Below are 20139 nucleotides of genomic sequence, written 5' to 3' on the forward strand. Positions count from 1 at the left end.
TTTCCAAATTTTTCGGCCATCAATTAAACGGTGTGCCCTGCAAAACGCGTGTGGTCATGCCCAGACCATCGTTGTCTTGATGCTTCCAGTTAATGTATAATAGCACAAGCTGCTGCAGGCCGAATGCCTTCATGTTGGGATGATAGATGACATCGAGACAGAGGTCGAGCAGGGTTTTATCCTTGCCGGCATCGCCCTCGAGCAGTGCGCGAATGTTCAGTTTCAATTTGTCAAGTACCTGTTCGTCGACGTAGCCATTAGAGTCGATCAGATCGCGGAAGAGCTGATACTTCTCGATGGTCTGCAGGTGTTCGTCACTTACTTCGATACTACGGGTTCCAGATGAATTAGATTGAATTTTCATACTTTTAGATAATTTTTTATGGGTTATTTGATTGTAATAGGAATTGCAAAATGCCCCGCATAATGCTGTTGCGCTTGGGCTCGTCCTTGATGCACTCGAAGGGGAATCCCATGGCGAACGACTTGTAATCGGTGCCGTTATAGGCTACCGAAGCGCTGTAATCGTCGGCATACTTCATGGCCGAGAATGCGGGATAAACAGGCTCGATGATTTCGGGATGCTGATCGGCATAGTGCTGCTCGTTCAGCTGGCGATGGAAGGTGAACTGCAGACCGAGACCGTTGATAGAGTCGCGCTGCAGCGAGTCGGCATTCTGGCCCTGATAGGTTAGCTTGAGTATGTCGGCCAGATATGTGCGATCCACGGGATCCTGCATGTCGCTGCCCAGGTAGGCGCCGCTAACCAGTAGCGAACCGCCGCGCTTGGCAAACAGGCGGATATGTTCGCGCAGCATGGGCGACATGAGCTGATAAGGTACCAGCGAGTAGCCATCCTTGCGTTGCAAACCAAGGATCACATCCATCATTTCATAATTCTGAGGGTGTACCTCGTTATTGTCGAGTGCAGCCACCGAGCAGCTGGCCACGCGGTATTTGCGGGCGGTGGCGATGGCTGCAGCATGGGTGCGGATATAATCAAAATCGTTGCCGGCGATAAACTGGCCTTGCAGCGAGTCGTTGGTGTAGCCAAGGCCATCGCGGCGCTCGCTACCTATCTTGCTCTTGTCCCAACCTATCTGATAGCCCAGCCAACCTGCTGTGCGACCATAGGTAACGCCGGCATCGGTGTCAAGGTCGAAGCCTTGCGAGGCGGTGTTATCTACCACCTGTGGGGCAGCCAAACGGGTAAAGCCGTTGACGATGAGTACCGACTTCTGGGCCTCGGGCACATCGAATACCGATACCACCTCGCTGGGGAAACTCTCGCCGCCATCGTTAACGGCTGTGACGCGGAACGAGTACAACTTTTCGGGATCTACGGGGATGGTAACAGATGTTTCGGTGCCACCTTTGATATAGGTACCGTTATCGAATCCGCTGCGACCTGTGGCTGTGTAAACCACATAGCCGGTGGGCTTGGCGGTGGGTTCGTATTCGTCGTAAACGGGGTGCCAGCTGATTTTGGCCTCGCCACGACCGGTAAGTTCGGCCGAGAGACGGTTAGGTGCCAAGGGCTGAACCACGTATTTCTTGTGGTGCATGGCGCTGATGTAGCGCAGCAGGGTTTTATAGATGCTGCGTGCCAGGTCGAAACGGAAGTTAGGATCCTGACCCATGCGCATGTCGGCAAAGTTCTGGTGCGACATGGTTTCGAGAATGGCGCTGGGCACCATGGGGCAACGGGTTTCGCTGTAGTTGCGATCGTAGAGTTCGCGTGTGGGCCAGTTGCCGTATTTCTTTTTGATATCTGCGGGGATTGAGTAGAGCAACTCGTCGGCCAAGTCGCGTGATACCAGGCGGGTAAGACCTGAGTTGAGAATGCTGTCGTTAAGATAGGTGGTGCACACGCTCAGGGTGCCTGTGTGGCTCTTGCCATCGCGGGTGTAACCGGCATCGCTGTGAATGGCCAGCGAGAGTTCGATGGGCACATTCAAACCGGTGGTGTCGGGTACAAACACAGAACCGCCAGCCAGGTGGTTGGTCATATAGCTGCGCACGTTGATGTCGTCGCCGTAATCGTCCTCGCCATCCTTGGTGCTATACACCTCGTAAGGCATGCCTGCCCACTGGGCGTAGTAGCGTGCGGCTTCGAGGCAGCGGGGCAGTCCGCTCACACCGCGACCACGATCGATGTTACCCATACCGCCGCCAAAACGTACGGCATCGGCTGTTACCACACCGTGGTGGTGGCGACTCTGGTTGCTGAGCGTTACGCAGTTGCGTGTGCTCTGTCCTTGGTCGAAATAAAAAGTGCCCAGGTAAACCCATGTTTTCTCGCCCATCGTCTGATTCACACGGAACTCGGTGGGGATGCCTTGGTGCCATACGGTATAGTGGGCATCGTCGATGCTCTTATCGGTGGTGTGATAGCTCACATATACGGCGTAATTACCGCTCTCGGTAATGGCGGGTTTCCAGATAATTTCGCTCTGGCGCTTGACGTTGTCGGTAGTGGCCGACTGGCGACAAGTACCAGCGGTGAACGGATTTTCGAAGTCTTCATAACTGCCTGAATGCCAGGCGAAACCATTAGTATTGCTCTTGCTCCACTGATGGACGCCGTTGTGCTCGGTGTAGCCTGTTTCGGGGGTGTCGTTATCCACTATAAACTCATTGCGCTGCCAGTCGCGTTCGCGTGGTGAGAACACAATGGCGCCTGCATTCTGCAGCATGGGTATGAGGTAGGGGGTAACGATGGTTTGTGTAAACAGGTCCTCGCGAGTACCAAACAGTGCGGGGCGCTGCCATTTCCATGTGCTATCCTTGACGTTGAAATAGCGACCATGACTGGCCCAGAGCGAGATATGACGGTTTTGCAAACCCTCGGTGATGGTGTAGGGGAGTGAGGCGTTGCGAACCCATGGACGACCGTGATAATCGATGTCGCCCCAGGTGCGGCTTTTGTCCTTGTGCTGGCGCAAACGGTTTGGCACCAGCTGGCGCAGATCCCAGCCACCGGTAGTGATAGTGAGATTGTAATCCTGAACCGAATCGGGCAGCAGCTGCTGCACTTCCTGATAGATGGTTTCGGCCAGGTCGTCGGTAAACAGCTGTTCACCAAGATTATTGTTGGCGCTGATATCGACAGTGCGCAACGAGTCGTTAACCACCAGAGTCTTCAGGTGGAAAGTAGAGCGTATGCGTTGCTCATCGCTCTTAAAGTTCACAAAGTATCGGTCTATTTTATCCTTAAGCGATTTATAGGGGTCGGGCGGTGTTTTAACCTTAGCTTTCCGAGCCGCATCGGCGGGCATGGCAGTAAGCAAGGCAAACACAGCCGCGAGTATGATACTTGTACGTTTCATTGTTTGGTAATATCTCCTATCTCTCCTATCGAGAAGTTCTCGGGCTTCTTGCCCTTGAAATCCTTAAAATATAATTTTATTTCCCGCATGTCGGTCTCCAGGTCGCCTGTGGGAATGATGGTTTTTGTACACTGAATCAGTTTGCGTTCATAATCCACCCCATATAATAAAATAGGTATGCCGGCCTTAAGTGCGATGAAGTAGAACCCTTTTTTCCACTCGTCAACGCGGCTGCGGGTGCCCTCGGGGGTGATACAAAGTTTGAACTGAGAAACCGACTTGGCTGTATCGGCCATCGCGTCGGTCATGCTCATCTTTTTCTGTCGGAATACGGGTATGCCGCCCATACTACGGAAGATAGGGCCAAGCGGCCAGAAGAACCATTCCTTCTTCATCAGGAAGTTAATCTTCATACCCTCGGCTCTACTGTAAAGCTGCCCAAGCAAAAAGTCCCAGTTACTGGTGTGGGGCGCTAAACAGATAATGAACTTTTCGGGGTGGTTTTCGGAAATCTCCTTCTGCCACCCCATGCGTTTGTACAGAATCCATCTGCAAAGTGATTTTAGCATTGCAGCAAGGGATTACGCGTTAAGCTGATCAACAATCTGCTGTGCTTCAGCGGTAAACTTATCGCGCAGGTCCTTATAATATGCCTGTACATCCATTCCTGGCTCTGGGTGTGATATACGACTGATGTAGTTAGCACGGAGCATGATTACAGAACGAATCAAGGCATCGTCGTTTTCCATGTTTCTATCGTTATCATACAATGAGAGCGCTACAGCCTCAGCAAAAATCTCGTCACAGATTGCATTAATGCTTTTCTTAAGTGTTCTTTTGTTCATCATAATTATTTCGTTTAAATCCCCTCCTTTTGGGGTGTTTTGTTATATTCATAAAGCAAAGTTAGAAAAAAAATCTGAGATTACAAGTGTTTTACACCAAAAAAATATTAAAATGCCAAAAATACATCGATTTCTTTCGTATTTCTTACAAAAATTCACTAATTTTGCGGCTCAGAAAACAATTACTCATTAATTTATAAGGAATAATAATATGGAAAAAAGTGCATTGCAGATGGCGAGAGCCGCTTATCAGCCTAAGTTGCCTAAGGCACTTCAGGGTGCAGTAAAAGTTAAGGAGGGTGCCGCTACACAGAGTGTAGGCGACCAGGAGGAGATTAAGAAGCTCTTCCCTAACACTTACGGTATGCCTATCGTAGAGTTTGAGCCCGCTACCGAGGCTAACAACACTAAGATGAACGTAGGTATCATCCTTTCAGGCGGTCAGGCTCCTGGCGGTCACAATGTGATTACTGGTCTCTTCGATCAGATTAAGAAGCTGAACCCTGAGAACCGTCTGTTCGGTTTCATCCTGGGTCCTGGCGGTCTGGTAGATCACAACTACATGGAGCTCACAGCTGATATCATCGATGAGTATCGTAACACTGGTGGTTTCGATATGATCGGTTCTGGTCGTACAAAGCTTGAGAAGGTTGACCAGTTCGAGAAGGGTCTCGAGATTATCCGCGAGCTGAACATCAAGGCTATCGTTATCATCGGTGGTGACGACTCTAACACTAACGCTTGTGTACTGGCTGAGTACTATGCTGCCAAGAACTACGGCGTACAGGTAATCGGTTGTCCTAAGACTATCGACGGTGACCTGAAGAACGATCAGATTGAGACTTCGTTCGGTTTCGATACAGCTTGTAAGACATACTCTGAGCTGATTGGTAACATCGAGCGCGACTGTAACTCAGCACGTAAGTACTGGCACTTCATTAAGGTAATGGGTCGCTCAGCATCTCACATCGCCCTGGAGTGCGCTCTGCAGACTCAGCCAAACATCTGCCTCGTATCTGAGGAGATCGAGCAGAAGGGTATGAGCCTCGACGATATCGTTACATACATCGCTAACGCTGTTTGCCAGCGTGCTGCTGATGGTAACAACTTCGGTACTGTTATCATCCCTGAGGGTGTTATCGAGTTCATTCCTGCTATCAAGAAGCTGATTGCTCAGCTGAACGACGTTCTGGCTATGCCAGAGGCTAAGGAGCTGGATCGTCACGAGTCGATCGACTTCGTTAAGGCTCACCTGACCGACGAGAACCTCGCTGTATTCAACAGCCTGCCTACAGGTGTTGCTCGTCAGCTGGCTCTCGACCGCGACCCACACGGAAACGTACAGGTATCACTGATCGAGACCGAGAAGCTGCTCTCTACTATGGTAGCTCAGAAGCTCGAGAAGATGAAGAAGGAAGGCAAGTACGCTGGTAAGTTCTCAGCTCAGCACCACTTCTTCGGTTACGAGGGACGTTGCGCTGCTCCTTCTAACTTTGATGCTGACTACTGCTACGCTCTTGGTACATCAGCTGCCCAGTTGATTGCTAACGGCAAGACCGGTTACATGGCTATCGTTAAGAACACAACAGCTCCTGCTGAGCAGTGGATTGCTGGTGGTGTGCCCATCACAATGATGATGAACATGGAGAAGCGTGCTGGTGAGATGAAGCCAGTTATCCGTAAGGCTCTCGTTGAGCTCGACGGTGCTCCTTTCAAGACCTTCGCTGCACAGCGTGATCGTTGGGCTCGCGAAACCGCTTATGTATATCCTGGTCCAATCCAGTACTGGGGTCCAACAGAGGTTTGCGATCAGCCAACCCGTACACTTGCTCTTGAGCAGGGTAAGTAATTAATTTATTAGGCGCGAATTACGCGAATTATCACGAATTATTTTATTTATTCGCGTAAATTCGTGTAATTCGTGCCTTTTCTTTTTCGTTGATGCCAAAGCGCCGAGTTGTTCGTAGAAAAGGGGTAGGTACTACCCGCACTTACCATGGTCCACGTGGCCATCGTAAGCCCGGATTCTTTGTCCGTATTCTACAACATATGCCCGGGTGGGCGTATTGGGTAGGCGGCGGTGCTGTTGTGGCGGTATACGTTTACTTTTTCTATTATTTCTTTGTAGGTCCGTTCGGATTCCGCTGGCGTGCCCTTTATGGCGACGTGAGCTATCCCGAGGGCTACGAGATTCATGGTATCGACATCAGTCATCATCAGGGACGCATCAACTGGGATGAGCTGAAGGATAACGGACAGATAGACCACTGTCCTATCCGCTTTGTGATGATTAAAGCTACTGAAGGGGCTACACGTACTGACGAAAACTTCCGTGAGAATTTCTATCAGGCACGTGAGAATGGTTTTACCCGCGGGGCTTATCACTTCTATAGTGTGCATACGCCCGCTGAAGAGCAGGCTTATCATTTTATCAATACCGTTAAGCTGGAGAATGGCGACTTGCCTCCTGTGCTTGACGTGGAGCATAAACCTAAGAACCAGAGTGATGAAGACTTCAAATACTCTGTGCTACGCTGGTTGCACTTGGTGGAGAATCACTACCAGGTGAAACCTATTATCTATACCTATTTTAAATTCAAGACACGCTATCTCTCTGATCCTGTGTTCGATCAGTATCCTTATTGGATAGCGCATTATTATGTTGACTCGCTGGAATACCAAGGACCTTGGAAATTCTGGCAGCATACCGATGTGGGTCGATTGCCGGGTATTAAAGGTAATGTTGACTTTAATATCTACAATGGCTCGTATTACGACCTGCGCCAAATGACTCTTGGTTCGCAAGAGACGATTGGCGAAAAAGCATACCGCGAATAAGTTTTTGGGTTGTTATCCCCTGCGGCGGAATTCAGAGCAGGTGATAGCGGTGGCGATGGCTACATTCAGGCTATCGGCAGTTGGCCCCTTGTGGAAATCAGGAATCAGCAGCTTGTGGGTAACACGTGCGCGCACGGCATCGCTGATACCATTACCCTCGTTGCCCATTACAATCAGGCCCTGTTGCGATAGCTCCTGTGTGTAGATATTCTCACCGTCAAGGAAGGTGCCGTAAACGGGGAAATCTTTGGGCAGTGAATCAAGCAGTTGCATGGTGTCTATATATATAAGGTGTACGCGGGCAATCGAACCCATCGTAGCCTGAACCACTTTGGGGTTCCAGGCATCTACTGTACCCTCGCTGCAATAGATGGTATCGATGCCAAACCAGTCGGCAATGCGGATGATGGTTCCCAGGTTGCCGGGATCCTGGACGTTGTCGAGCAGAATGGATAGGTGTGGGGTGTTAGGTGCTTGGTGTTGGTGGGTAGGTATGGGGAAGAGGGCGAGCACCTGCTGGGGGTGTTGCTGCAGAGAGAGTTTGGTAAGCTCGTCGTTGGTAACCTCGATGGCACCGGCAACAGGGTTGTCAGCTATCCATTCGGCAGTAGCAAACAGCTGCTTGGGGGTATAGCCGGCTTTCAGTAAATCGCCCACAACCTTATGACCTTCGGCAATGAAAAGGCCCTCTTGTTTGCGAAACTTCTTCAACTCAAATTGGTGTACGTATTTGATCTGATTCTTGCTTATCATACTCTGTCTGTCTGATTTTTGTGCAAAGTTACAGGTTTTTAGGCATGAATTACGCGAATTAGCCGAATTTTTTTAATATTTCGTGTTAATTCGTGCCATTCGTGCCGTTTTTTTTATTAATTTTGCGCCAAAATGGATCTGAAGGCAACTCATAATAGGTTTTTACCCCCCATATGTCTGGCTGCAGCACTCGTTCTGAGTAGCTGTTCGGTGAGTCGTGATATTCCGGAAGACAGCTACCTGCTGAACAAAGTAAAGGTGGTTGCCGATGGTAAGTATCACGATATTAATCCGGGTAGTTTGAAGGGCTATGTGCGACAGAAACCTAACTCGCGCTGGTTCTCGGCTGTAAAATTGCCTTTGGGTGTTTATGCGATGGCGGGCAAGGACAGCTCGTGGGTGAACCGTATGCTGCGACAGATGGGTGAGGCGCCTGTTATCTACGATACGCTTCAGGCACAGCTTACTTGTAAGGATCTGCAGCAGGCCCTGCAGAACAAAGGTTATCTGGATGCTCAGGTTGAACTGTTTATCGATAAGAACAAGCATAAACTTGATGCCGTGTATGTGCTGCATCCAGGCAAGCCTTATTTTGTACGCGAACTGGATTTTGTGATCGAGGATACCACGGTGGCGCGCTTGCTGCGTGGACGTTCGTCGTTGTTGCATCAGGGTATGCAGTTCAGCGTTGAGACATTGTCGGCCGAGCGTAATGCCATCACCCAGTATCTGCAGAATCGCGGTTACTTCCGTTTCCATAAGGAGTATATTACCTATGGTGCCCGTAAAGACGAGGAGCAGCTGGGTGTTAACCTGAGGTTGTTGTTGCAACAGCAGCACAAGGCCTATACCATCGATAGTATCAAGTACGAGGGTGGTGCCGACGATCATCTGCATCTGCGCCCCAAAGTGCTGAGCGAGAATACGTTCCTGGAATCAGGAAAGCCTTATTCGGCAGAAAAGCTGCAGAATACCTATAACCACTTCGGACGATTGGGTGCTGTAAAATATACCAATATTGCTTTTGAGCAGCAGCCCGATACCACGTTGCTGGATGCTACGATTCAGGTGCAGACCAACAAGCCATCTACCATCAGTTTCCAGCCCGAAGGTACTAATACCGCTGGCGACTTTGGTGCGGCTGCCTCGCTCACTTATCAGAACCGTAACCTGTTCCGTGGGTCGGAAACATTCAGTTTGCAGTTGCGTGGCGCCTACGAGGCCATCAAAGGTTTGGAGGGTTACAGCAATCAGGACTTTACCGAGTATAGTGCCGAAACCAAACTCTCGTTCCCACGATTCATCATGCCGTTCCTGAGTAGCAGTTTCCGTCGCCGTACGATTGCCACCAGCGAATTGTCGCTGTTGTACGATGTGCAGGACCGTCCTGAGTTCCATCGTCGAGTCTTGTCAGCTGGTTGGTCGTATCTCTGGAAACCCCAGAATCATCATGATAGTTATCGTTTCGACCTGGTGAATCTGAACTATGTGTTCATGCCTTGGATTAGTGAAACTTTTAAGACAGAATATCTTGATAATACCTCGAACCAGAATGTGATTCTGCGCTACAATTACGAAGACCTGTTTATTATGAAAATGGGTTTTGGTTACGTATATAACAACGGTGTGGTAGCGCTGAAAACCAATGTTGAAACAGCTGGTAATCTGTTAGGTGCCTGCTCTAAGATTTTTGGTGGCGACAGGGATGATTTAGGACAGTACAAACTCTTTAATATCGCCTATGCACAGTACGTAAAGGGCGATTTTGACTATACCCAGCAAATCTTCAAGGGTACTAACGATCAGTTGGTGTTCCACATCGGTCTGGGAGTAGCTTATCCGTATGGTAACTCTAAGGTGTTGCCATTCGAGAAACGTTACTTCTCGGGTGGTGCCAATAGCGTTCGCGGATGGTCGGTTCGTAGTCTCGGTCCCGGTCGATATAAGGATAAGGACGGACGTATAAACTTTATTACAATGACGGGTGACCTGAAGCTGGATTTGAACGTGGAATATCGCATGAAGTTGTTCTGGAAATTCAACGGCGCTATTTTTGCCGATGCCGGTAACATCTGGACGCTGCGCGATTATCCCGATCAGCCTGGCGGACAGTTTAAGTTTAATACCTTCCTGAGCGACTTGGCTGTGAGCTATGGTGCCGGTTTGCGACTGAACTTCGACTATTTTATTCTGCGCTTCGATTTGGGTATGAAAGCCATCAATCCTGCTTTCGAGATTGAGTCGGAAGCTCACTACCCACTTCTTCATCCAAAGTTGAGTCGCGACCTTGCCTTCCACTTTGCAGTAGGTATGCCATTCTAATTACTGTTAAAAAAGTAAAATAGTACGGCATCTCTAAATTTTAAATTCTCATTTCTCGATTATTTGTGCTACCTTTGCACGAAAATTATATTTGAGATGTTGAAGTTTATATCCTTTGGAAGCGGTAGCAGCGGTAATTGCTATTATCTGGGCACAGCGACCGACGGGCTGATTATAGATATTGGAATAGGAATACGCACACTGAAGAAGTATTGTAGAGAGTATGGTATTCAGCTTAATTCCGTGAAGCGTATCTTGATAACGCACGATCATGCCGACCACATTAAAAGTGTGGGTGCCCTGAGTCACGACTGCAACCTGCCTGTTTATGCCACACATAAAGTACACCAGGGCATAGACCAGAATTATTGTGTAACGAAGAAAGTATCGCAAGATCATAAACACGAGTTGGTAATTGGCGAGCAAGTACAGCTTGGCGACTTTAAGGTACGCCCTTTTGCTGTGCCTCACGATGCCAGCGAGAATGTGGGCTACGAACTGGAGGTTGAAGGTATTGTGTTTGTGGTGCTTACCGATGTGGGGAGCATTACCGACGATATCAAGCAGGCCATTAATCGTGCCAACTACCTGGTGATCGAGGCCAACCACGATGTGGAGATGCTGAAGAATGGTCCTTATCCCGCTTATCTGCAGCAGCGCATTCTGAGTGGTAGCGGACACCTGTCGAACGTATCGTGTGGTGAGGCGCTGGTTGAGAATATGAGCGAGGGCCTGAAGCACGTTTGGCTGTGCCACCTGAGCGAGGAGAACAATCATCCTGAGTTGGCACGTAAGACGGTAGAGACCATCCTGCGCAGTCATGGTGTGATTCCTGGCAAGGATGTGGAGCTGGAAGTGCTGAAGCGCAAGACACCAACAGGAGTCTACGAGATTAAAGATTAAACATTAACGTTTATGGTGGAGGTAATTGTAAAAGACGAGGATTTGCAGCAGGCTGCACTCGAGGGAATGGATGAGTTCCTGGATGTGTTTGTAAAGGCTATCTACGATGCTATCGGTGGCGAACTGACTACCGAGAGCATGGCCAAGTTGAATGCCGACCAGCTGACATTGCTGGCCTGGAACATTCTGCACGAAGAGGTGATGGATGGCGGATTTGTACAGCTGATTTACAACGGCTACGGTCCCTTCATCTTTAAGAACCCCCTGGCCAAAGCACTGCGCCAGTGGGATATGCGTGCCCCCTCAAAGTTGATTTACGATGCCCACACCCTGTGGCTGAAATATCGCGAAGAGATTGAAACCGAGAAGAGCGACGAGGATTTCATGGCTATGTTCGAGCAGTATCCTGAGTTCGAGAATCTGGATGATATCTTTATAGAGAACGAGGAAGAGTGGACCGAGGATATCGCCCATTATGTGGACGATCACCTGGACAACTTCGCGAAGATCATTTAATAGTAAGAGATGAACAAGACAGAAGAACAGTTACGCAAAAAGAGTCCTGTACAGATTCGCAACAAGAAGGCCTCGTTCGAGTACTTCTTTGTTGAAACCTATACTGCAGGCATCGTGCTTACCGGTACGGAGATTAAGAGCATCCGACTGGGTAAGGCGAGCTTGGTGGATACCTATTGCGTGGTGCTTAACGGCGAGTTGTGGGTGAAGGGCATGAACGTTAGTCCTTACTTCTACGGTTCGTACAACAACCACGAAGCCAAACGCGACAGAAAGCTGTTGCTAACCAAGAAAGAAATACGCGCCCTTGAGAGTGCCACCAAACAAACGGGTTTTACCATCGTGCCCACCTTGGTGTTTATCGATGACAAAGGCCGGGCCAAGGTAGATGTGGCGCTGTGTAAGGGTAAGAAGGAATTCGACAAGCGCCAGACGCTGAAGGAAAAGGAGGATCGCCGTGAAATGGACCGTGCGATGAAAGTCTGGAAATAATTGAAGATTAAACATTAAACATTAAGGGTGAAGAAACTAAACGAGATCATAAAACAGCGTATTCTCATACTCGATGGCGGTATGGGAACCATGATAGGTGCCGTGATGGGCAAGGTGGGTAACAGCGACGAGCTGAACCTGACACACCCCGAGATAGTTTCGGATATTTATCGCAAATACCTCGAAGCCGGTGCCGATATCATCACCACCAACACGTTCAGCAGTCAGCGCATTTCGCAGGCTGAATATCATCTTGAAGACCGTGCGCATGAGATGGCCAGCGAGTCGGCACGCTTAGCCCGACAGTTGGCCAATGAGTATAGTACCGACGACAAACCCCGCTTTGTGGCAGGCTCGATCGGTCCTACCAACAAAACCCTTTCGATGTCGCCCGATGTAAGCAATCCAGCTTTCCGCGATGTGACTTACGACGAGATGCTGGAGGCTTATCAGGAACAGGCCGACGGACTGATTGAGGGTGGGGTAGATACGCTGCTGATAGAGACCATTTTCGACTCGCTGAATGCCAAATGTGCCATCGATGCCTGTATGCGCGCGATGGAAGCACGCGGGGTAGAATTGCCCATTATGGTGTCGGTAACGGTGAGCGATCTGGCTGGTCGTACGTTATCGGGTCAGACGCTTGAGGCGTTCCTGGCCAGCGTCAGCACTTATCCTATTTTCTCTATCGGACTGAACTGCTCGTTTGGTGCCACGCAGATGAAACCTTTTATCCGCGAGTTGGCCCAGAAAGCACCTTATTATATCAGCTGTCACCCCAATGCCGGATTGCCCAACGCCCTTGGTCTTTACGATGAGACCGCAGAGAGTATGGCTCCCAAGATGGGCGAGCTGGTGGATGAGGGCATCGTAAATATCATCGGTGGCTGCTGCGGTACTACCGATGAGTTTATCCGTTTATACGGTCCGCTGGTGGTTGGCAAGAAACCCCATGTGCCCGCTCCTAAGCCACACTCAATGTGGCTTTCTGGACTAGAGCTACTAGAAGTTCTAGAAAATCTAGAAGCTAGATTTACCAATGTGGGTGAGCGATGCAATGTGGCGGGTTCGCGAAAGTTCCTGCGACTGATTAAGGAAAAGAAATACAACGAGGCTATCTCTATCGCCCGCAAACAGGTGGCCGATGGAGCCTTGGTAATTGATATCAATATGGACGATGGCTTGCTGGATGCCAAGCAGGAGATGACAACCTTCCTGAATATGATTGCAGCCGAGCCTGATATCGCTAAAGTGCCCGTGATGATCGACTCGTCGAACTGGGAGGTGATCAAAGCCGGACTGAAGTGCGTGCAGGGTAAGAGCATCGTCAACTCAATCTCGCTCAAAGAGGGCGAGCAGAAGTTTATCGAGCACGCTCAGGATGTGATGCGTTATGGTGCTGCTGTGGTGGTGATGTGTTTCGACGAAGAGGGACAGGCCACTACCTACGAGCGTCGTATCGAGATAGCCTCACGTGCCTATAAGATTCTTACCGAGCAGGTGGGTATGAACCCGCTCGACATCATCTTCGACCCCAATATCCTCGCCATTGCTACGGGTATGGAGGAGCATGATGCCTATGCTATCGACTTTATCCGCGCTACCGAATGGATTAAGCAGAATCTGCCCGGTGCACACGTCAGCGGTGGTGTGAGTAACCTGAGTTTCTCGTTCCGCGGTAACAACTATATCCGCGAGGCCATGCATGCCGTATTCCTGTATCACGCCATTCAAGTAGGAATGGATTTCGGTATCGTAAATCCTTCAACCAAAGTTACTTATGCTGATATTCCTCAGGATCAGCTTGAAGTAATCGAGGATGTGGTGCTGAACCGCAAGAAGGGTGCATCGGAGGTTCTGATTGAGTTGGCCGGTAAGATACTCGAGGAAGAATTAGCCAAGAAAGAAGCGGGTGGCGCCACGAGCGAAAATACCCCTTTTCAGGACCGCGCCCAGACGCCAGTTGAAGAGCGATTAGCCCAGGCGTTGATTAAGGGCGACGGCACATTCTTGGAGGAAGATTTGAAAGAGGCCCTGCCTAAGTTTACCCATGCGGTACAGATTATCGAGGGTCCGCTGATGGCAGGTATGAATACCGTAGGTACGCTGTTTGGTGAAGGAAAAATGTTCCTGCCGCAGGTGGTGAAAACTGCCCGCACCATGAAGCAGGCCGTTGATATCCTGCAGCCCTACATCGAAGCTGAGAAAACCGAGAGCACCACTTCGGCAGGTAAAGTGCTGTTGGCTACCGTTAAGGGCGACGTGCACGATATCGGTAAGAACATTGTGAATGTGGTGATGGCCTGCAACGGCTACGAGGTATTGGATATGGGTGTGATGGTGCCTGCCGAGCAGATTGTGAAAAAGGCTCAGGAGGAGCACGTGGATATGATTGGTTTGAGCGGCTTGATAACCCCCAGCTTAGAGGAGATGGTGAACGTGGCCGAAGAGCTGAAGAAAGCCGGTTTGGATATCCCCATCATGATTGGTGGCGCTACCACCAGCGAGCTGCATGTAGCTTTAAAAATTGCCCCCGTTTATGGCGGTCCGGTAGTATGGATGAAGGATGCCTCGCAGAATGCACTGGTTGCCCAGAAGCTGTTGACCGACAAGCAGGCGGTGGAGCATGAACTCGACCAGAAGTACGAAACCCTGCGCGAGGAATATCACCAGGAGCAGGCTCAGATTGTGTCACTCGAAGAAGCAAGAAAGAACAAATACAAATATGAAGAATAAATACCTATTGATGGCTCTCGCCCTGATGCTGGCGATGACAACTTGGGCTCAGAAGCGAGAAATGCGCGGAGCCTGGATACAGTGTGTAAACGGACAGTTCCAGAATCTTGGTACCAAGAAGATGCAGCAAACGCTTACCTATCAGCTGGACGAGTTGAAGAAGGATGGCGTAAACGTGATTATCTTCCAGGTGCGCCCAGAGTGCGATGCGCTCTACGAGAGTAAGATTGAGCCTTGGAGCCGATTCCTGACCGGCACACAGGGTAAGGCCCCCAATCCTTATTGGGACCCCCTGCAGTGGATGATCGACGAGTGCCACAAACGCGGTATGGAGTTGCACGCATGGATTAACCCCTTCCGTGCAAAGACCAAGACCACCCATCAGTTGGCCAATAACCATATTGCCGTTCGCAAGCCCTATAGCTGTTTTGCTTACGACGATTTGTTTATCCTGAATCCTGGTATGCAGGAAAACCGCGATTATATCTGTATGGTTGCCAAGGATATCGTAGCCCGTTACGATGTGGATGGTATCCATATGGACGATTATTTCTATCCTTACCCCGTGAAGGGACTGAGCATTCCCGACGATGAGCTGTTCCACGATCACTCTAATGGTATCAAGGATCAGAACGACTGGCGCCGTTATAACGTAAACCTGTTTATCGAGCAGTTCTATCAGGCCATCCACGAGGTTAAGCCATGGGTAAAGGTGGGCATCTCGCCATTCGGTATCTATCGTAACAAAAAGAGCTCGCCTGTGGGCAGTAACACCAACGGCACCCAGAATTACGATGATTTGTATGCCGACATTCTGTTGTGGGTAAACAATGGTTGGTTGGATTATTGCGTGCCCCAGTTGTACTGGGAGATTGGCAATAAGGCTGCCGATTATGCAACCCTGATTAAGTGGTGGAATCAGCATGCCGCCAACCGTCCGCTGGTGATTGGTGAGGATGTTGAGCGCACCGTGAAATATCCCGATTTGCAGAACCCCAACAAGCACCAGATGGATGCCAAGATGAATCTGCACCGTGCTAACCCAGCTGTGAAGGGTACCGTACTGTGGTATGCCAAGGCTGCTGTTGATAATGTGGGCAATTACGGCACCTTGCTGCGCACCAAGTACTGGCAGAATCCTGCCTTGCAGCCCGAGATGCCATTCCTTAGCGATAAGGCTCCTAAGAAGGTAAAGAAGCTGGCACCCGTTTGGACCGAGGATGGTTACATCCTGTTCTGGACGCCCACCCACAGCAAGCACTGGGATCAGCACCCCAACAAGTTTGTGGTGTATCGTTTTGCCAAGGGCGAGAAGGTGAATGTAAATGATGCCTCGAAGATTGTGGCCATCACCGATAAGCCCTTCTACAAGCTGCCTTACGATGAGGGTAAGGAGAAGTTTACTTACGTGGTAACTGCTCTGAACCGTATTCAGAACGAGAGCAAACCTGCTTCGAAGAAGATAAAATTATAAGAACAATGAAAGGGTTGATAGGAGGAATTTTTGCTGTGATGCTGCTGGCTGCCTGTGGCGGCAGGAGCATGAGTGCTGAGGAGATGCAGCACAAGTTAGACAGTATTCAGAAGATAGAAGCTGCCGAGCGATTGGCGGCTCAGGGTATCAACTTGGCTGATGCCGATAACCCGCTGAAGCAGTTCTACGACAGCTTGAACCTCCTGCCATTACCCATTACCTATAGCGATGAGCTGGTGCGTTACCTGCCCGATTTCAAACCCGTGCCTCAGGATATTGCCAAGGCATTGGAGCTGGAGGGTAACAACAAGCAGAAAGCCATCTCGCTATCCGAGTCATTAGGTGCACGCCTGATGATTCTGGCTGCCGATGAGGAAGACGACAGATACTCTTTGTGGCTGTATTCTTTAGACAACGATTATCTGCCTGTAGATAAACTCTGTTTGTACGCGATTGATGAGGAGGCCGATCTCGACGATTTCGGTGCCGAAGACATCCTGCAGTACTTCACCATCACGAGTGATTACGAAATTCATTTGATGGACTACTCGAAGGAAGCCCACAAAACACGCACAGAGGAAGTGTTTACGCTAGATGCCCAGCGTAATTTCCAGTTGCAAAAAAGTGAGGAGTTAGATTAGTCGGCCAGCAGCTGCTTCAGGAACGCATCCAGATCTTCGTCCAAACCCTTCATCAGTTCGGGATCGAAAATCACGGTCTCGTCGTCAACCAGATACAACTCGGCTACCGGCTCCTTGTCTTCATTCTCCAGTACAAACGAGAATGGTTTCAGAATCGACATATTCTCGATGGTATCCTTCATCTTATCCAGACACTTGCGGAACACGGCAGGTATCTCTTCGAAGAAATTGTCGGATGTATCGCCAATCCAGTCTTCGATGATGCAACGGTTAATCTCTTCGTCGTTATCGTCGAACGCCATCAGCTCGCCGGTATCCTGCGTTACGCGGAAGTGGATATCGGTCATTACATTAGCCTCCTGTGTAGGAGGAAACTTGTCGGCTATCTTACGGATAGCACGCTCAATCTGCTGCTGAGCTAGTTCGGTTGCTTTCATCTTTCTTTTTGTATTAATTCTGCGACAAAAGTATAAAAAATCTTTTGTAATTGCAAACGATTACGATTATTTTTGCTAAAAAACCGCATTTTCGCTTGTTTTATTCAGCAGATTGTCGTACCTTTGCAAAATGTAATGTCTACTTAGCAAATTAATGAGTAATAAGATAACACATTCGGGAACCGTTAAAAGTATTATGGATGGATGCATCAAGGTGCAGATTGTCCAGACCTCTGCGTGTGCTGCCTGTAAGGTGGCTTCGCACTGTAACGCTGCCGAATCGAAAATAAAGATTGTGGATGTGTTTACCACCGATACCGCAAGCTACCAAGTAGGGCAGGAGGTTACCGTGTGGGCATCGATGGATGTGGCCAACCGCGCCCTGCTGTTGGGCTTTGGCGCACCTTTCTTATTATTAATATGTGTACTGATGATAGCCCTGAAGCTTACAAGCGATGAGGGGCTTGCTGCGTTGGTGGCTTTAGCGTCGTTGGTACCTTACTATCTGGCGCTGTGGGCGATGAAGAACCGCATCCAGCAGCAGATAGCCTTCAATATCGAGAAATAATTATAGTAACTAAAACAAATAGATTATGAATTTCATCTTGATTGCAGTAATTGTACTTGGAGCTATCGCCTTGATAGCTGCTATTGTGCTTTTTGCAGCCTCCAAGAAGTTCGCTGTCTATGAGGATCCCCGTATTGCGCAGGTGGGCGAGTTGTTGCCCGGAGCCAATTGCGGTGGATGCGGATTCCCTGGTTGTAGCGGTATGGCCGATGCCCTTGTGAAGGGTGCCGATGCCGGAAGCCTCGACGGACTGATGTGTCCTGTTGGTGGCGCTGAGACCATGGGAAAGGTAGCCGACTTGTTGGGGATGGCCATCGCCAATTCCGAGCCGATGGTTGCCGTAGTGCGTTGTAACGGTACTTGCGAGCATCGTGCCAAGATTGCCGAGTATTCGGGTTTGCGTACCTGTGCCGCTATGCATGCTTGTGGTGCTGGCGAAACAGCTTGCGGTTTTGGCTGTCTGGGTTGTGGCGATTGTGTGGCTGCCTGCCAGTTTGGCGCTATCAGTCTGAATCCTGAGACAGGAATCCCCGAGGTCGACGACGAGAAGTGTACCTCGTGTGGTGCTTGTGTAAAGGCTTGTCCGCGTAACATCATCGAGCTGCGCAAAAAAGGTCCAAAGAACCGTCGCGTGTTCGTTTCGTGTGTTAACAAGGACAAGGGCCCTGTTGCCATGAAGGCTTGTGCCGTTAGCTGTATTGGTTGCGGCAAGTGCGAAAAGGAGTGTAACTTTGGTGCGATTACCGTTGAGAACAACCTGGCTTACATCGACCACACCAAGTGCCGTTTGTGCCGCAAGTGTGTCACCGTTTGTCCTAAGCATGCTATCGTGGATGTTAACTTCCCAACGCCTGCACCTGCACCAAAGCCCAAAGAACCTAAAAAAGAAGAGGAGGCAAAAGCATGAAGATAAAAACATTTAGTATGGGTGGTATCCACCCTGCAGAGAATAAGCTTACCCACGAGGTGGCCACCAAGGTAGCAGCGCTGCCTAAGCAGGCCATTTTCCCATTGGGTCAGCATATCGGTGCGCCTGCCAAACCCGTGGTCCAGAAGGGCGACAAGGTAAAGGTAGGAACCATGATTGCCGAAGCTGGCGGTTTTGTGTCGGCACCTATTTTCTCGTCGGTCAGCGGTACCGTATTCAAGATTGATACGGCTATCGATGCTACCGGTTATCGCAAGCCCGTGATTATCATCAATGTCGAGGGCGATGAGTGGGAAGAGAGTATCGACCGTTCAGATAAACTTGAACTGGTGGCAGCTCATCCCGAGCTCACTCCCGAGGATATTGTAAAGCGTGTACAGAACGCCGGTGTAGTAGGTATGGGTGGTGCTTGTTTCCCCACCTTTATCAAGTTGACACCTCCACCAACAGCTAAGGCCGAGTGCGTGATTATCAACGCTGTAGAGTGCGAGCCTTACATCACAGCCGACTATCGCCTGATGATGGAGCATGCCGATGAGATCTTGGTTGGACTTGAGCTTCTGATGATGGGCGCCAAGGTAACCAAGGGTTATATCGGTATCGAGACCAACAAGCCTGCTGCTATCGAACTGCTCACTGCAAAGTGCAATGAAAAGTTCAATGGCACCCAGTATCAGGTTGAGGTTGTGCCTTTGAAGCAGCGCTACCCACAGGGTGGTGAGAAGCAGTTGGTTGATGCCGTGATTAATCGTCAGGTACCCGCACCTCCTGCCATCCCTGTAAATGTGGGCGCTATCGTACAGAATGTGGGTACAGCCTTTGCCGTTTACGAGGCTGTGATGAAGAATAAACCCCTGTTTGAGCGTTACACCACCGTTACCGGTAAGAAACTGCAGAACCCAGGCAACTTCCTGGTGCGTATGGGTACACCGATGAAGGATTTGATCGACGCTTGTGGCGGTATGCCCGAGGGCGATAACAAACTGCTGGCTGGCGGACCTATGATGGGTAAGGCCCTTACTTCGGTAGAGGTGCCCATCTGCAAGGGAACCAACTCGGTAACCATTATCTCTGATGATGAGGCTCGCCGTAAGGATGCCCAGCCTTGTATCCGTTGCGCCAAGTGCGTAGGTGTTTGTCCGATGGGCTTGGAGCCTTACCTGCTGGCAAAACTCTCAGAGGTAAAGAACTGGGAGCGTGCCGAGAGCGAGGATATCACCAGTTGTATCGAGTGCGGCTCGTGTCAGTACACTTGTCCGGCTTATCGTCCGCTGTTGGATAACATCCGCTTGGGTAAGAGCACGGTGATGGGTATCATCCGCGCCCGCGCCGCCGCAAAAAAATAAAATGTTTAATC

General features: G+C 49.8%; 18 protein-coding genes. 12 read left to right on the plus strand and 6 right to left on the minus strand.

Annotated elements, in window-relative coordinates:
• Window positions 1-19 precede the first annotated feature (19 nt).
• From T499_RS0100340 to T499_RS0100355, 4 genes are read right to left on the minus strand one after another with little or no spacing between them, the layout of a single operon-like run.
• A complete protein-coding gene (locus T499_RS0100340) occupies window positions 20-364 on the minus strand; it encodes a hypothetical protein (RefSeq protein WP_013064219.1) in 345 nt (114 codons plus the stop codon).
• Window positions 365-380: 16 nt separating this feature from the next.
• Window positions 381-3329 carry a golvesin C-terminal-like domain-containing protein gene (locus T499_RS0100345; RefSeq protein ID WP_033149313.1) on the minus strand — a complete coding sequence of 983 codons (2949 nt, stop codon included), beginning with the start codon at window positions 3327-3329 and terminating at the stop codon, window positions 381-383.
• Window positions 3326-3898 (minus strand): 1-acyl-sn-glycerol-3-phosphate acyltransferase, encoded by a 573-nt coding sequence (locus T499_RS0100350; RefSeq protein WP_033149314.1) that lies wholly within the window; start codon window positions 3896-3898, stop codon window positions 3326-3328. Before T499_RS0100350 ends, T499_RS0100345 begins: the two co-directional genes overlap by 4 nt.
• Window positions 3899-3910: 12 nt before the next feature.
• The gene (locus T499_RS0100355) at window positions 3911-4177 is read right to left on the minus strand and encodes a hypothetical protein (RefSeq protein WP_013064756.1); all 267 of its coding nucleotides are present in this window, start codon (window positions 4175-4177) and stop codon (window positions 3911-3913) included.
• 208 nt (window positions 4178-4385) lie between these two features.
• Here T499_RS0100355 and T499_RS0100360 point away from each other — a divergent pair, with 208 nt between their 5' ends.
• The gene (locus tag T499_RS0100360) at window positions 4386-6023 is read left to right on the plus strand and encodes a diphosphate--fructose-6-phosphate 1-phosphotransferase (RefSeq protein WP_033149315.1); all 1638 of its coding nucleotides are present in this window, start codon (window positions 4386-4388) and stop codon (window positions 6021-6023) included.
• A gap of 92 nt (window positions 6024-6115) precedes the next feature.
• Window positions 6116-7012 (plus strand): glycoside hydrolase family 25 protein, encoded by an 897-nt coding sequence (locus tag T499_RS0100365; protein WP_033149316.1) that lies wholly within the window; start codon window positions 6116-6118, stop codon window positions 7010-7012.
• A 12-nt stretch (window positions 7013-7024) separates the two neighbouring features.
• On the opposite strand, the gene T499_RS0100370 is transcribed toward T499_RS0100365, so the two are convergent.
• Complete coding sequence (locus T499_RS0100370) at window positions 7025-7765, minus strand: RNA methyltransferase (RefSeq protein WP_033149317.1); 741 nt, start codon at window positions 7763-7765, stop codon at window positions 7025-7027.
• A 132-nt stretch (window positions 7766-7897) separates the two neighbouring features.
• Between T499_RS0100370 and T499_RS0100375 the strand changes: the two genes are divergently transcribed.
• The 7 genes from T499_RS0100375 (at window position 7898) to T499_RS0100405 (ending at window position 16849) form a co-directional block, all read left to right on the plus strand.
• Window positions 7898-10087: a translocation and assembly module lipoprotein TamL gene (locus T499_RS0100375; RefSeq protein WP_052173234.1), complete on the plus strand. Its 2190-nt coding sequence runs from the start codon at window positions 7898-7900 to the stop codon at window positions 10085-10087.
• 96 nt (window positions 10088-10183) lie between these two features.
• Window positions 10184-10990 carry an MBL fold metallo-hydrolase gene (locus T499_RS0100380; RefSeq protein ID WP_033149318.1) on the plus strand — a complete coding sequence of 269 codons (807 nt, stop codon included), beginning with the start codon at window positions 10184-10186 and terminating at the stop codon, window positions 10988-10990.
• Window positions 10991-11002: 12 nt separating this feature from the next.
• Window positions 11003-11506, plus strand: coding sequence for a DMP19 family protein (locus tag T499_RS0100385; RefSeq protein WP_033149319.1), 504 nt, complete (start codon window positions 11003-11005; stop codon window positions 11504-11506).
• Window positions 11507-11515: 9 nt separating this feature from the next.
• The gene (smpB, locus tag T499_RS0100390; protein ID WP_013063647.1) at window positions 11516-11998 is read left to right on the plus strand and encodes an SsrA-binding protein SmpB; all 483 of its coding nucleotides are present in this window, start codon (window positions 11516-11518) and stop codon (window positions 11996-11998) included.
• Between the two features lie 81 nt (window positions 11999-12079).
• Window positions 12080-14734 (plus strand): methionine synthase, encoded by a 2655-nt coding sequence (metH, locus tag T499_RS0100395; RefSeq protein WP_369793339.1) that lies wholly within the window; start codon window positions 12080-12082, stop codon window positions 14732-14734.
• Window positions 14724-16208, plus strand: a complete 1485-nt coding sequence (locus T499_RS0100400) for a glycoside hydrolase family 10-like protein (protein WP_033149320.1) — start codon at window positions 14724-14726, stop codon at window positions 16206-16208. The genes metH and T499_RS0100400 overlap by 11 nt, the downstream gene beginning before the upstream one ends.
• Window positions 16209-16213: 5 nt before the next feature.
• The gene (locus T499_RS0100405; RefSeq protein WP_139208846.1) at window positions 16214-16849 is read left to right on the plus strand and encodes a hypothetical protein; all 636 of its coding nucleotides are present in this window, start codon (window positions 16214-16216) and stop codon (window positions 16847-16849) included.
• Here T499_RS0100405 and T499_RS0100410 read toward each other — a convergent pair.
• Complete coding sequence (locus T499_RS0100410) at window positions 16846-17286, minus strand: hypothetical protein (protein ID WP_033149322.1); 441 nt, start codon at window positions 17284-17286, stop codon at window positions 16846-16848. The two genes, T499_RS0100405 and T499_RS0100410, sit on opposite strands and share 4 nt — an antisense overlap.
• Before the next feature lie 154 nt (window positions 17287-17440).
• Between T499_RS0100410 and T499_RS0100415 the strand changes: the two genes are divergently transcribed.
• From T499_RS0100415 to rsxC, 3 genes are read left to right on the plus strand one after another with little or no spacing between them, the layout of a single operon-like run.
• Window positions 17441-17854, plus strand: a complete 414-nt coding sequence (locus T499_RS0100415) for a SoxR reducing system RseC family protein (protein ID WP_033149323.1) — start codon at window positions 17441-17443, stop codon at window positions 17852-17854.
• Window positions 17855-17879: 25 nt separating this feature from the next.
• The gene (locus T499_RS0100420; protein ID WP_013063846.1) at window positions 17880-18761 is read left to right on the plus strand and encodes a Fe-S cluster domain-containing protein; all 882 of its coding nucleotides are present in this window, start codon (window positions 17880-17882) and stop codon (window positions 18759-18761) included.
• The gene (gene rsxC / locus T499_RS0100425; protein ID WP_033149324.1) at window positions 18758-20128 is read left to right on the plus strand and encodes an electron transport complex subunit RsxC; all 1371 of its coding nucleotides are present in this window, start codon (window positions 18758-18760) and stop codon (window positions 20126-20128) included. The genes T499_RS0100420 and rsxC overlap by 4 nt, the downstream gene beginning before the upstream one ends.
• Window positions 20129-20139: the final 11 nt, after the last annotated feature.

It is taken from the genome of Prevotella sp. RM4 (genome assembly GCF_000701965.1).
In the GTDB taxonomy this organism is placed as follows: domain Bacteria; phylum Bacteroidota; class Bacteroidia; order Bacteroidales; family Bacteroidaceae; genus Prevotella; species Prevotella ruminicola.